Origin of the sequence: Sinorhizobium mexicanum (assembly GCF_013488225.1) — a bacterium.
Lineage (GTDB): Bacteria > Pseudomonadota > Alphaproteobacteria > Rhizobiales > Rhizobiaceae > Sinorhizobium > Sinorhizobium mexicanum.
Map to the genome: position 1 here is coordinate 4183796 of NZ_CP041238.1, position 13241 is coordinate 4197036.

Sequence of the window (13241 nt, forward strand, 5' to 3'; positions counted from 1 at the left end):
TTTTTGCCGCCCCCGTTCCATACGGGGGCGCTTCACTATTAACGAGATACGTTGCGCGGCAGGGCCTTGCGCGCAACACGATCGAAGAGGGCCGACAGCCTTGAGTCAAATCGCTTTTTGGGGAGCCGTGGAACTGGGGCTCGTCTATGCCTTTGTCGCCGTCGGCGTTTTCCTTGCCTTTCGCGTGCTCGACTTTCCTGACCTGACGGTCGACGGATCGTTTCCGCTCGGCGCGGCGGTCACGGCGGTCCTGATCATTGCGGGCGTCAATCCGTGGCTCGCCGCAGCCGTCGCGATGGTCGCCGGTGCCGCGGCCGGCATGGTCACGGCACTCCTCAACGTGCGCTTCCGAATCCTCAACCTGCTCGCCTCGATCCTGACGATGATCGCGCTCTTCTCGGTGAACCTGCGCGTCATGGGCAAGCCGAACGTCGCGCTGATCAATGCCGACACCATGCTGTCGCCGTTCTACGGATTGGGGCTCAGGGACTTCTACGTTCGCCCGCTCTTCGTCGGCATTCTTGTGCTCGTCGCCGTCGTCATCGTCTGGCGCTTTCTTGAGAGCGACGCCGGCCTCGCCATGCGGGCGACCGGCGCCAATGCGCGCATGGCCCGCGCGCAAGGGGTCGATACCAGCCGCCAGATCTATCTCGGCATGGCGATCTCCAACGCGCTTGTTGCCTTCGGCGGCGCGCTCTTCGCCCAGACCAACGGCTTTGCCGACGTGACCTCGGGCGTCGGCACGATCGTCGTCGGCCTCGCAGCCGTCATCATCGGCGAAACGCTGTTCGGCGCCCGCGGCATCCTGATCGCGCTCGCCGGCTGCGTGCTCGGCTCGATCCTCTACCGCATTGCCATACAGCTTGCGCTCTCGACGGATATGCTCGGCCTGCAGGCCTCCGACCTGAATTTCGTGACCGCGGCGCTCGTCACCGTAGCGCTCGTTCTTCCTCGTCTGCGCCGCGGAGGTGCCGCATGATCAGCGTCAAGAACATCAAGGTCGTTTTCGGCAAGGGCACGCCCTTGCAGAAGCAGGCGCTGAACGGCGTAAGCCTGACGATCGAGCAGGGTTCGTTCGTCACCGTGATCGGCTCGAACGGCGCCGGCAAGTCGACGCTGCTCAGCGTGCTCGCCGGAGACGTCCTGCCGAGCGAAGGCGAGGTGACGATCGGGCATGCGGACGTCACCCGCAAAGGAACGGCGGCGCGCGCCGGCCTCGTTGCGCGCGTATTCCAGGATCCGCTTACCGGCAGTTGCGGCACGCTCTCGATCGAGGAAAACCTGGCGCTTGCCGCCAGGCGCGGTGAAAGCCGCGGCCTGACGCCGGCGCTTGGCGCGAAGCGTCGCGAGCATTTCCGTGAGCGGATCGCCGAACTCAACCTCGGCCTCGAGAACCGCCTTGGCGATCGCATGGATCTCCTGTCCGGCGGCCAGAGGCAGGCCGTGTCGCTGGTGATGGCGACGCTGGCCGGATCGGAAGTTCTGCTTCTTGACGAGCACACCGCGGCGCTCGATCCGGGCATGGCCGAATTTGTCATGAATCTCACGCAGAAGATCGTCACGGAGCGCAAGCTGACGACGATGATGGTCACCCATTCGATGCGTCAGGCACTCGACTACGGGCATCGCACGATCATGCTGCATGGAGGCGAAATCGTGCTCGATGTCGCCGGCGATAGCCGCAAGACGCTGCAGGTGGAAGATCTTATCGCCATGTTCCGCCGCATCCGCGGCCAGACGCTCGACGACGACGCGCTGCTGATCGGCTGACGGTATATCGGCCCTTCCGCCGCCATTGCCCCTCATCTGCCTGCCGGCATCTTCTCCCCGTCACAACGGGAGAAGAGCGCGTGATGCAACGCCGGCACTTCAGCAGCACCGTTAAAGATTGGCGGGAAGGTGCACGGAGGGGCTGGGAGCTTGCAGCTTGTCTCTTCTCCCCGCCTGCGGGGAGAAGATGCCGGCAGGCAGATGAGGGGCCAAAAGCGTCACACCTATAGCTCAGCGCGCCTGCGTCAGAAAAATCTTGACCGCGAAGACCGAGAAAACGCCGGCGAAGCTGAAGTCGAGGGCGCGCATGAAGCGCTTGTTCTTCTGCAGCCAGGCGGCGAGCCAATCGGCGGCAAGCACCACCATCGCATTCACGGGCATGCCGATGACGATGAAGAAGAAGCCCAGGAACAGGAGCTTGCTTGTAACCGACGGATCGGTCGCGCTGACGAACTGCGGCAGGAAGGTCATGAAGAAGATCACGACCTTCGGGTTGAGGATGTTCACCCAGAAGCCGGTCGCGACGTTCGCAAAGGCCGTTCCCTTCGCCCCGTCGATCTTCTTTACCGAAAGGGTCGAGCCGTGGCGCATTGCCTGGACGGCAAGCCAGAAGAGATAGGCAGCACCACCTGTCTTCAGCACCAGGAAGGCGGTCGGCGACGCGGTAATCAGCGCCGAAATCCCGAAGGCGACGAGCATCGTGTGGACGACAATGCCGAGGCCGGTGCCGAGCACGACGAAAAGCGCGGCCTTCCTCCCTTGAGCCAGGGACCGGCTGATCGAAAGCGTCATGTCCGGTCCGGGCGTTGCCGCCAGAAGCAGGCTGGCAGCGGCAAAGGCGAGCAGCGTGGGCAGTCCGGGCACGAAGTCCATGAGACGTTTCCTCGATAAGATGATTGCCGGTGATATCGCCCGCCAGGCTTTTTTGCCAGCGGATTCGCATGTCCGCTCGCGACACCGGCTGGTGTGACGCCTCCTGACGCGTCAAATTTCGACGCGGGGTGCTGTAATGCTTGTATCCCTTCAAGTTCTGGCTAAAGTGCCGCAGATTTTGCACGCGGCATTGCCGCCCCCAGAGCAAGCAGACGGACAGAAACCATGGCATCGCATAAAGACGTGAAGAAGGTCGTTCTCGCCTATTCCGGCGGTCTCGACACCTCGATCATCCTCAAGTGGCTGCAGACGGAACTCGGCGCCGAAGTGGTGACCTTCACCGCCGATCTCGGCCAGGGCGAGGAACTGGAGCCGGCGCGCAAGAAGGCCGAAATGCTCGGCATCAAGGAAATCTACATCGAGGACGTGCGCGAGGAGTTCGTGCGTGACTTCGTCTTCCCGATGTTCCGCGCCAATGCAGTCTATGAGGGCGTTTACCTGCTCGGGACCTCAATCGCCCGTCCGCTGATCTCCAAGCACCTGATCGACATCGCCAAGAAGACCGGCGCCGACGCGATCGCCCATGGCGCAACCGGCAAGGGCAACGACCAGGTCCGCTTCGAGCTTTCGGCCTATGCCCTGAACCCGGACATCAAGATCATCGCGCCCTGGCGCGACTGGTCGTTCAAGAGCCGCACCGACCTGCTCGAATTCGCCGAAAAGCACCAGATCCCGGTCGCCAAGGACAAGAAGGGCGAAGCGCCCTTCTCCGTCGACGCCAACCTGTTGCACTCCTCGTCCGAGGGCAAGGTGCTCGAGGACCCGGCGCAGGAAGCTCCTGAATATGTGCACATGCGCACGATCTCGCCGGAAGCAGCGCCCGACAAGGCGACCGTCATCAAGGTCGGCTTCGAGCGCGGCGACGCGGTTTCGATCGACGGCGTGCGCATGTCGCCGGCGACGTTGCTTGCGAAGCTCAATGAATATGGCCGCGACAACGGCATCGGCCGCCTCGACCTCGTCGAAAACCGCTTCGTCGGCATGAAGTCGCGCGGCGTCTACGAAACACCCGGCGGCACCATCCTGCTGGCGGCGCACCGCGCGATCGAAAGCATCACGCTCGACCGCGGCGCCGCCCACCTCAAGGACGAGTTGATGCCGCGCTATGCCGAGCTCATCTATTACGGCTTCTGGTTCTCGCCGGAACGCGAGATGCTGCAGGCAGCGATCGACAAGAGCCAGGAGCATGTCGAAGGCGAAGTGACGCTGAAGCTCTACAAGGGCAATGTCATGGTCACCGGCCGCGAGAGCGCTAAGTCGCTCTATTCCGATAAGCTCGTCACCTTCGAGGATGACCAGGGCGCCTACGACCAGAAGGACGCCGCCGGCTTCATCAAGCTCAACGCGCTGCGCCTGCGCACGCTTGCGGCGCGTAATCGCTAAAAGTTGGCAATAGCAGTTGGAATTAGCCGCGGCGGGCGACCTGCCGCGGTTTTTTCATATGCGGCTCTCCTTCTCCCTCTGCTTCGCGCAGCTTGTCGTCGGATGCTGCCGGCGCGCACAGGGGCCGCGCGCGAACGGTGTTGCGGTACCAGAAGTAGCTGACGATCGCGGCTAGCCCGAAGCCTGGGATGATCGTGCCGAGCGCCACTGCCGGCACGCCGACGAGCGCAGCAAGCGCGCCGCCGAAAAGCCCCGCGCTCATCTGGATGAAGCCCATCATCGCCGATGCCGTGCCGGCGATGTGCGGAAACGGAGCCATCGCCCCGGTCATCATGTAAGGCATGACGAAGGCAATGCCGAACGCATAGATGCCGACGGGGCCCATCACCGACAGGAAGCTCGGGGGGAGAACGTGCATGGTAATGGCGAGCAGAAGGCTGGCCGCACCAATGAAGCAGAGGCCGGCCGGCACCAGTCCTTGCGGCGAGAAACGCCGCATCAGCAGACGCACGGTGACCGTACCGGAAAAGAAGAGACCCGATTGCATCAGCATGCCGACGCCGAACTGGGTCGGCGTCAGGCCGACCTGGTCGATCAGCACGAAAGGCAGCATCGTCGCCTGGGCATAGAGCGCGCCGACGGCACCGGCGATCACCAGCGTCGACGACAGGAAGCGACTGTCCGTCAAGAGCTCGCCATAAGCCCTCAGGATCGGCCGCAAGTGCCCCTTGCTGCGGTCCGGCGTCACCGTTTCCACCATGAAGAATTGCACGATGAAGCACGCCATCAGGGCGAAACCGACCATCAGGAAGAAGATCGACTGCCAGCCGAAGAGGCCGAGCGCGATGCCGCCGAGCGTCGGCGAAACCGCCGGACCGAGCGCCAGCATCATGCCGATCATGTTCATGATGCGGGCGGCGGGGGTGCCGGTGAACTGGTCGCGCACGATGGCGCGCGCCACCGTCATGCCGACGGAGGCGCCGGCCCCCTGCACCAGGCGCCCGGCCAGCAACACGCCGACCGAGGGAGCGAAGGCGGCCATCAGGCTGCCGGCGAGATAAATCGCCATGAAGATCAGCGTCGACGAGCGGCGTCCGATGACGTCGGAGAGCGTGCCGGAGACGAGCTGCGCAAAGGCGAAGCCGCCGAAATACAGCGACAGCGTCATCTTGATCGCCGCCTCGCTGGTGGCGAAGGCGCGAACGAGTTCCGGCATCGCCGGCGTATAGAGCGCCATCGAAACGGGACCGAGCGCCACCAGGAACGCGCCGATGATGCTCGTGCGCCGCTCGCTCATCCTGAGCGTCATTCGGCCGCCCCTTTTTCCCTATTGCTTTCCTTGCCGGCGAGGCAGGGATCGAGCCGGCGAAGGTTGTCGCGCAGGACCCGGAGATTGCCACGCAACAATTCCAGCCCCCCCTCGCCCAGGCCTTCGGTATAGCCGCCCATCATTTCGCGCAGGCCCGCCATCATCTCGTCGATGAGCGGATCGGCCCGGTCACTGACGACGACGTTCTTGGCGCGCCGGTCGGCCGGGTCCGGCACCCGCGCGACGAGCCCCAGCGCTTCCAGGCGATCGAGATAGGCCGAGAGCGTCATCGGCTCGATACCCATGCGGGTCGCAATTTCCGCCTGCTTGATGCCTTCCGTGGTGGCAACCTGGATCAGCGTGCGCGCTTCGCCGGGCGTGATCCCGAGCTGCATGGCGTTGACCTTGCGGTCGAAGGCGCCGCGAAGCAGCCGGGAGACGTCGTTGAGCAGCATCCCGATCGTCTCGGATTCAAGTTTTCTCGGCATCTCAATCGTTCACAGGGAATAGTAAGTTTTACTTATCATATTCCTAGAACGTGTTCAATGTGGGGCGATGAGCAAACGGCTGTCCTGAGGACTCAATCAAGCCTCTTCTACAAGGCGGAGACGCGCCCGCTCTCGTGATCCGGGAGACCTTAGCCTTCGAGCTCTTCGCGCAGCATCTCCAGCTCCAGCCATTCCTCTTCCATCCGCGCGAGCCCACCCTTCAGCTTTTCCAGTTCGGTGGCGATTTTGGCAAAGCTGGTCGGATCCTTCGAAAACAGGTTGGGATCGGCCATCCTCTCTTCGCGCCTGGCGATCTCGGCTTCGGCCTTGGCAATCTCCTTCGGCAGGTTTTCCAGCGCGAACTTCTGTTTGTAGGAAAGCTTGCCCTTGGCCTTCGGCGCCTCGGATGCAGCCGCCGGAGCGTCGGTCGATTTGGCCTTCTCGGCCTTCTCGGCCTTCTCGACCTTCCGCCTGTCCTCGATCGCGCCCTTGCGCTGCGCCATCATGTCGGAGTAGCCGCCGGCATATTCGATCCAGCGGCCGTCCGGCGCCTCCGGATTGGCCGGCGCGATGGTCGAGGTCACGGTCCGGTCGAGAAAGTCGCGATCGTGGCTGACGAGGATTACGGTGCCTGCAAAGCCTGCAACGATCTCCTGCAAAAGGTCGAGCGTTTCGATATCGAGGTCGTTGGTCGGCTCGTCGAGGATCAGCAGATTGGTGGCGCGCGCCAGGATGCGCGCCAACATCAGCCGCGCACGCTCGCCGCCTGAAAGCTCGCGGATAGGGGTGCGGGCCTGCTCCGGCTGGAAGAGGAAATCCTTCATGTAGCCGGTGACATGCCGCTGCTCACCATTGACGAGCAGGGTCTCGCCGCGCCCGTCTGTCAGGTAATGCGCCAGAGTGTCGTCGATGCTGAGCTCATCCCGCTTCTGGTCGAGCGTCGCCATCTCGAGATTGGTTCCGAGCTTGACACTTCCGGAGTCCGGCTCGATCTGGCCGGTCAGAAGCTTGAGCAGCGTCGTCTTGCCGGCGCCGTTCGGGCCGACAAGACCGATCCGGTCGCCGCGGTGCACGCGGATCGAGAAGGGCGCGACGATCGTACGATCGTCATAGGCCTTGGTGATCTTCTCCGCCTCGATGACGAGCTTGCCGGACTCCCTGGCGTCGGCGGCCGTTGCCTGCACCGTGCCCTGCGGTCCCTTGTGGCCGCGATAGCGCGCCCGCATGTCCTGCAGCTCGCCGAGACGGCGCATGTTGCGCTTGCGCCTGGCGGTCACGCCGTAGCGCAGCCAGTGCTCCTCGCGTTCGATCGCCTTGCCGAGCTTGTGCTGCTCCAGTTCCTCGGCCTCGAGCACCTCGTCGCGCCATGCCTCGAAATGGGCGAAGCCGCGATCGAGCCGGCGCGACTGGCCGCGGTCGAGCCAGACGGTCGCCGTCGAAACCTTTTCGAGGAAGCGCCGGTCATGCGAGATGAGCACCAGCGCCGAGCGGCTGCGGACGAGTTCGTCCTCCAGCCATTCGATCGTCGGAAGATCGAGATGGTTGGTCGGCTCGTCGAGGAGCAGGATATCGGGCTCCGGCGCCAGCACCCGGGCAAGTGCGGCGCGCCGCGCCTCGCCGCCCGAAAGCCGCCGCGGATCCTCTTGCCCCGTCAGCCCCAGATGCTGCAGCAGATAGGCGACGCGATAGGGATCATCGCTTGGGCCGAGCCCCGCTTCCGCATAGGCCTGGACCGTGTCGAAGCCTTCGAAATCCGGCGCCTGGTGCAGGTAGCGCACCGTCGCCGAGGGATGGCGGAAGATTTCACCCGATTGCGGCTCGACGAGGCCCGCAGCCATCTTCATCAGCGTCGACTTGCCCGAGCCGTTGCGGCCCACGAGGCAGATGCGGTCGCCGGGCTCGACCTGCAGGTTGGCGCCGGCAAGCAGCGGCGTGCCGCCGAAGGTCAGGAAAATGTCATCAAGCTTCAGAATCGGTGGCGCCAAGGCTTCAGGCTCCGGAAAGATCATAGGGTCGGGCGACAATGACCGCCCGGCCGGATTTCAAGGAAAAGCGGACCGGCCCCTCCGCAACGTTGGAAATGGTCCGCGACGAACCGAAGGGCAGCGCGAAATCGTCGAGCGGATAACGCGCATTTTCGATGGAAAGGCCGGAAAGTGCGCTGAGGCCAAGAATCGAGAAGAGGCTGCCTTTGGGAAGGTCGATCTCCTCCGAGCCCTCCAGCAAGGGATAGGCTTCCTCCTCGCCGGAGGTCATCAGCACCGGCAACCCCTCTTCGGCGATCGCCACGGCGCGCAGCAGATGCAGGAAGGCATGGTCGCTTCTGGTGCCGCCGAGGGCACCGACGAAGATCAGCGACGTCGCACCCCGCGCAAGCGCCGCCTCGACGCCGATTTCGCCGTCGGTCGCGCTCTTGGCGGCTGGATAGCTCTCGCGCGGCACCGCGGCGAACGCGGCCAGCAAGGCGTCGTCGGTCGAATCGAAGTCGCCGACCCAGAGCTCGGGAACAATACCAAGCGCCTTCGCATGGCGCATGCCGCCGTCGGCCGCGATGAAGCGACTGCCGGAAAGTTGGCTCGCAAGTCGCTCGGTGCGGGTGAGCGCGCCCCCGAGAAGGATGGTGAAGGGTGATCCAGTCATGGCAGAAGCCCATAGCGCAAAGCGGCAAGCAAGGAAAAGGCCGAAAGCAGTTTCCGGCCGCCGTTTCGCCAACGCAATTTGCGCGGATCAGGTTCCGGACGGGTCTTCATCGGGAAAAAGCATGCCCGCATAGATGCCCGGCGTCGAATCCGGTATCTCCACCGCGCCGACCGCGCGGGCGTAAAAATCGACAGGACCGACACCGCCGATAACGGCGTAGCCGTAACCGGCGGCGCGCATCGCCATCAGGCTTTCGATAAGCAGTGCCTCGCCGATCCCCTGGCCACGCATCGCTTCATCGACGCCTGTCGGCCCGAAGAAGCCAAGCGCGGTCACGTCATGGCAGGCGAAGCCGACGATCCGGTTCTCGTGAACGGCGACATGGATCCGCGCCGGGGTTGAGGAGAAGGCGGCCTCGGCCTCGCCGACCCAACCGGCGCCGAACCGTTCTTCGATCCAGGCGATCACGATCCTGCGTTCCGCAGCCATCGCCCGGCGAATGCTGACGCCAGGACCGAGCCGGGAAGCACGCCTTTCAGGCAAGGCGTAGAGACGAACGAGCATGTCTGGCATGAGAACCCTCCCCCACTACAACGTCCTTTGCGCGCAAAGGACGTTGTAGCACTTTGAATTGCTGCTGCAGGCGAACAAACGCCGCCGACAAGTGTTTGGTCTAATAGCGCAGATGGCTTGGACGGCAAACGTTTCCGCCGAAACTCGGCTTGCCAGACCTGCCGCCGAAAGCTAAATCTTTGCTGCTCTAACGGGGTGCCTTCGGTTCGCTTCATGGAACCAAGGCTGAGAGGCCCAAGCCAACCCGCGGAACCTGATCCGGCTCATACCGGCGGAGGGATTAGAAGCGATCGGACCGATGCGCCTCCTTTTCCCGCAACATCACCAACAGGGAGAGAGGTGCCCGTCATGTCCATTTACACCAAGTTGCTTCGCCGGCTGGCGATTACGACGATCGCCGCGGCTTTGCCGTTCGGCGCCAGTGCCGCCGAGAAGACGCTGACGATCTACACCTATGAGAGTTTCATCAGCGAATGGGGCCCTGGCGCAAAGGTCGCCGAGGCCTTCGAGAAAACCTGCAACTGTGACGTCAATTATGTCGGCGTCGCCGACGGAGTCGAGCTTCTGACGCGGCTGAAGCTCGAAGGCGAGCAATCGAAGGCGGACATCGTGCTCGGCCTCGACACCAACCTCGTCGCCGAAGCCAAGGCGACGGGCTTCTTCGCCCCGCACGGTCTCGACACCGCAGCCTTGAAGGTCCCGGGCGGCTTCTCCGACGACACTTTTGTTCCCTATGACTACGGCCATTTCGCCGTGATCTACGATACCGAAACCCTGAAGACGCCGCCGAAGAGCCTGAAGGAACTGGTCGACGGCGATCCTTCACAAAAGATCGTCATCGAAGATCCGCGCACCTCCACGCCGGGCCTCGGGCTGCTGCTCTGGATGAAATCGGTCTATGGGGACGAGGCGGCCGCTGCCTGGTCCAAGCTCAAGGACCGGGTGCTGACCGTGACCCCCGGCTGGTCGGAAGCCTACGGCCTCTTCACCAAGGGCGAAGCGCCGATGGTGCTGTCCTACACCACCTCGCCCGCCTACCACATGGTGGCGGAAAACACCGAACGCTATCAGGCCGCACCCTTCGCCGAGGGCCACTATATCCAGATCGAAGTGGCCGGCGTGACGAAGAACGCCAAGGAGCCGGAACTCGCCAAGGAGTTTCTGGCCTTCATGACCGGCCCGGAATTCCAGTCGATCATTCCGACGACCAACTGGATGATGCCGGTTTCGGCAACCAGGGAACCCCTGCCGGACGCCTTCGGCAAGCTCGTCAAGCCGGAAAAGACATTCCTGATGTCTTCCGAGGAGGTCGCCGCCAACCGCAAGGCCTGGATCGACGAATGGCTGACGGCCATGAGCAAGAACTGAGGCAGGCTTGTCCGGTGCGGCCGAAAGACGAATGACGATTGCCGCCGGGGCCTTCAGCCTCGGCGGCATTCTGCTGTTCGTCGGCCTAGCCGTGGTCGCCCTCCTCGCCCAGTCGGGCGGCGGCTATGCCGGCGCGCCCTTCGACGCCTATGTCTGGCGCGTCACCCGCTTCACGCTGCTTCAGGCATGCCTCTCGACGATCCTCTCCGTGCTCTTCGCGATCCCGGTGGCGCGTGCGCTCGCCCGGCAGGCAAAATTTTCCGGCCGCATCTGGTTGCTTAGGTTGATGGCGCTGCCACTCGGTCTACCCGCGCTCGTCGCAGCGCTCGGCCTCATTCAGATCTGGGGCCGGCAGGGCTTTCTCAATACTGTCCTCGCCGCGACCGGACTCAACGACCCGATCAGCATCTATGGTCTTTTCGGCATTCTTCTCGGCCACGTCTTCTTCAACATGCCGCTCGCGGCGCGGTTGATGCTTGCGGGGATCGAACGGATTCCGGGCGAATACTGGCGTACCACCGCCAATCTCGGCATGCCGTCGAGCGCAATCTTCCGCTTCATCGAGTGGCCGGCGATCCGCGGGCTGTTGCCGGGCATCGCCGGCCTCATCTTCATGCTCTGCGCCACCAGTTTCACGATCGTGCTGACGCTCGGCGGGGGACCTGCAGCAAGCACGATCGAAGTGGCGATCTACCAGGCGCTGCGCTTCGATTTCGACCCGCCGCGCGCGATCGCCCTTTCCGCCCTTCAGATCGCCCTGACGGGCGCGCTGCTTCTCGTTCTGAAGGTGCTGGCGCCACCACCGCCGGAGAGCGAGACAACCGGCAAAGCAATGAAGCGGTTCGACGGCATGAGCGGACAGTCACGACTCGCCGACGGGCTCTGGCTCGTCCTTGCGCTCGTTTTCGTCGGGCTGCCGTTCGCCGCGATCGCCTGTTCCGGCGTGCAGGCGGACTTGCCGAGGCTCGCCCGCGATGCTGCCGTCCACCGTGCATTCGCCACCAGCGGCGTGATTGCCCTTCTTTCAGCCGCGATATCCGTTGGGGCGACCGCCGTGATGATCCGCGCGCAGCAGGTTACCTTGATGCGACGACAGGCGGGAGCCGCCGCCCGGGGGTTTACCGGCATGATCAGCGCGAGCACCTCCTTCGTCCTGCTGGTGCCGCCGGTCGTCCTCGGCGCAGGCTGGTTCCTGCTGTTGCGCCCCTTCGGCGATGTCGCGCGTCTTGCGCCGGCCGTCGTCATCGCCATCAACGCGCTGATGGCGCTTCCCTTCGTCTATCGCGTGCTCGCTCCGGCAATGGCCACCCATGCGGCACGCACGGATCGGCTAGCGGCGAGCCTCGGCATCGCGGGCTTTCATCGCCTGCGATGGATCGACTGGCCACCGCTGCGAAGACCCTTGCTCATGGCCTTCTCTTTCGCCATGGCCCTGTCCCTCGGCGACCTTGGGGCGGTGGCCCTGTTCGGGTCGCAGGACATGACGACCTTGCCCTGGCTGCTCTACAGCCGCATGGGAAGCTACCGCACCGCTGATGCTGCGGGACTTGCATTGCTGCTCGGCCTCATCTGCCTGGTCCTCACCGTGCTCGGCACGGCGGGAGAGGACGGCGCGCGCGAAGGAAGAGACGCATGAATTCGCCAGCCTCCGTTTCCACGGCGCTTTCGCTCCAGGATGTCGAAGTCCGTTTCGAAACGATGACGCTCGCGTTCGACTGCGCGATTCCGCCCGGGCAGATCGTCGCGGTCGTCGGTGCCTCGGGGTCGGGGAAATCGACACTGTTCAACGTGATCGCCGGCTTTGAAGAGCCGGAGCAGGGCGCGGTCCATATTCTCGGCAAAGACATGGCTGGCCGTCTGCCGGCCGAACGCCCGGTATCGGTGATCTTCCAGGAGCACAACCTCTTTGCCCATCTCGACGCCGCGACGAATGTCGGCCTCGGCATCAACCCGGCGCTGCACCTGTCCGCCGTCGACCGCGCCAAAGTGGCCGATGCACTCAAGCGTGTCGGCCTCGACGGCTTCGGCGGGAGGTTGCCGCCGACGCTTTCCGGCGGCGAACGTCAGCGCGTGGCACTTGCCCGCGCGCTCGTCCGCCACCGTCCGCTGCTCCTGCTTGACGAACCCTTTGCCGCTCTCGACCCGGGCATGAGAGCGGAAATGCGCGAGCTTTTGCGCGATCTCCACGACGAGGAAGGCAATACGATCCTGATGATCACGCATCATCCCGATGACGTGAGACTGCTCGCCGACAAGGTGCTTTTCCTCGACCGGGGGCGTATCATCGCTCACGACCCTGTCGATCGTTTTGTCGAACGGCGCGACATCACGGCGATCAACCGCTTCCTCGGCCGCGAATGAGGTTTGCCGTCGGCCGGCCACCGCAGCGATTCAAAGCGCTCCGGCGGCCCTTGCGCATCTTAAAACATGCACGGCGCAGGAGAGAATTTTTCGCCAGATTGCTGTTCGCCACAATTTGACCGCCGCGTTGTGCGACGCGCGGGATATCCGACGGTTGGCGCGATGTTCGCGCATCCGTTGCTGTGATACCACGGGGCAACTATTTCTACCGTGATCAGCTATGCAGACGGCGCTGAAATCGCTACAGCACGATGATGGCTGAAACACCCAGGCTGGGACACTGTATCCGGCTGAAAAAGTAGAATTTTTTCGACGTCGGCGCTCTAGTTGTGGCACGCGCCGGCGGAGGGGAACGGGCTGAGGCATGGTTAGGCATACAGTCATCGATGGCCGGATTCCGACGCGACGCGGCGGCA

At 63.8% G+C, this 13241-nt stretch carries 12 protein-coding genes and 1 riboswitch; of the genes, 6 read left to right on the forward strand and 6 right to left on the reverse strand.

Annotated features, from left to right (window positions below; all coding sequences use genetic code 11):
• The first annotated feature begins 100 nt into the window (after positions 1–100).
• Positions 101–979 carry an ABC transporter permease gene (locus tag FKV68_RS19705; RefSeq protein WP_180939440.1) on the forward strand — a complete coding sequence of 293 codons (879 nt, stop codon included), beginning with the start codon at positions 101–103 and terminating at the stop codon, positions 977–979.
• On the forward strand, positions 976–1770 hold the full coding sequence (locus FKV68_RS19710) for an ABC transporter ATP-binding protein (protein ID WP_180939441.1): 795 nt from the start codon (positions 976–978) through the stop codon (positions 1768–1770). Before FKV68_RS19705 ends, FKV68_RS19710 begins: the two co-directional genes overlap by 4 nt.
• A 231-nt stretch (positions 1771–2001) precedes the next feature.
• On the opposite strand, the gene FKV68_RS19715 is transcribed toward FKV68_RS19710, so the two are convergent.
• Entirely contained in the window at positions 2002–2643 is a 642-nt protein-coding gene (locus FKV68_RS19715) for a LysE family translocator (protein ID WP_180939442.1), read from the reverse strand.
• Positions 2644–2868: 225 nt separating this feature from the next.
• On the opposite strand from FKV68_RS19715, the gene FKV68_RS19720 reads away from it, so the two are divergent.
• On the forward strand, positions 2869–4086 hold the full coding sequence (locus tag FKV68_RS19720) for an argininosuccinate synthase (protein ID WP_180939443.1): 1218 nt from the start codon (positions 2869–2871) through the stop codon (positions 4084–4086).
• 22 nt (positions 4087–4108) lie between these two features.
• Here FKV68_RS19720 and FKV68_RS19725 read toward each other — a convergent pair whose 3' ends face one another.
• The 5 genes from FKV68_RS19725 to FKV68_RS19745 all read right to left on the reverse strand — a co-directional run bounded on the left by FKV68_RS19725 (position 4109) and on the right by FKV68_RS19745 (position 9096).
• Entirely contained in the window at positions 4109–5395 is a 1287-nt protein-coding gene (locus FKV68_RS19725; protein WP_180939444.1) for a multidrug effflux MFS transporter, read from the reverse strand.
• The gene (locus tag FKV68_RS19730) at positions 5392–5883 is read right to left on the reverse strand and encodes a MarR family winged helix-turn-helix transcriptional regulator (RefSeq protein WP_180939445.1); all 492 of its coding nucleotides are present in this window, start codon (positions 5881–5883) and stop codon (positions 5392–5394) included. The genes FKV68_RS19725 and FKV68_RS19730 overlap by 4 nt, the downstream gene beginning before the upstream one ends.
• 149 nt (positions 5884–6032) lie before the next feature.
• Complete coding sequence (locus tag FKV68_RS19735; protein ID WP_180939446.1) at positions 6033–7868, reverse strand: ABC-F family ATP-binding cassette domain-containing protein; 1836 nt, start codon at positions 7866–7868, stop codon at positions 6033–6035.
• A 4-nt stretch (positions 7869–7872) separates the two neighbouring features.
• Entirely contained in the window at positions 7873–8523 is a 651-nt protein-coding gene (locus FKV68_RS19740) for a thiamine diphosphokinase (RefSeq protein WP_180939447.1), read from the reverse strand.
• An 87-nt stretch (positions 8524–8610) separates the two neighbouring features.
• Positions 8611–9096, reverse strand: a complete 486-nt coding sequence (locus tag FKV68_RS19745) for a GNAT family N-acetyltransferase (RefSeq protein ID WP_180939448.1) — start codon at positions 9094–9096, stop codon at positions 8611–8613.
• A gap of 181 nt (positions 9097–9277) precedes the next feature.
• Positions 9278–9393: riboswitch (TPP riboswitch) on the forward strand.
• 51 nt (positions 9394–9444) lie between these two features.
• Between FKV68_RS19745 and thiB the strand changes: the two genes are divergently transcribed.
• The 3 genes from thiB to thiQ are packed head-to-tail and all read left to right on the forward strand — an operon-like array spanning position 9445 to position 12825.
• The gene (gene thiB, locus FKV68_RS19750; protein WP_180939449.1) at positions 9445–10464 is read left to right on the forward strand and encodes a thiamine ABC transporter substrate binding subunit; all 1020 of its coding nucleotides are present in this window, start codon (positions 9445–9447) and stop codon (positions 10462–10464) included.
• Positions 10465–10471: 7 nt separating this feature from the next.
• The gene (gene thiP / locus FKV68_RS19755; protein ID WP_269808443.1) at positions 10472–12100 is read left to right on the forward strand and encodes a thiamine/thiamine pyrophosphate ABC transporter permease ThiP; all 1629 of its coding nucleotides are present in this window, start codon (positions 10472–10474) and stop codon (positions 12098–12100) included.
• Positions 12097–12825, forward strand: a complete 729-nt coding sequence (gene thiQ, locus FKV68_RS19760) for a thiamine ABC transporter ATP-binding protein (RefSeq protein ID WP_180939451.1) — start codon at positions 12097–12099, stop codon at positions 12823–12825. The genes thiP and thiQ overlap by 4 nt, the downstream gene beginning before the upstream one ends.
• Positions 12826–13241: the final 416 nt, after the last annotated feature.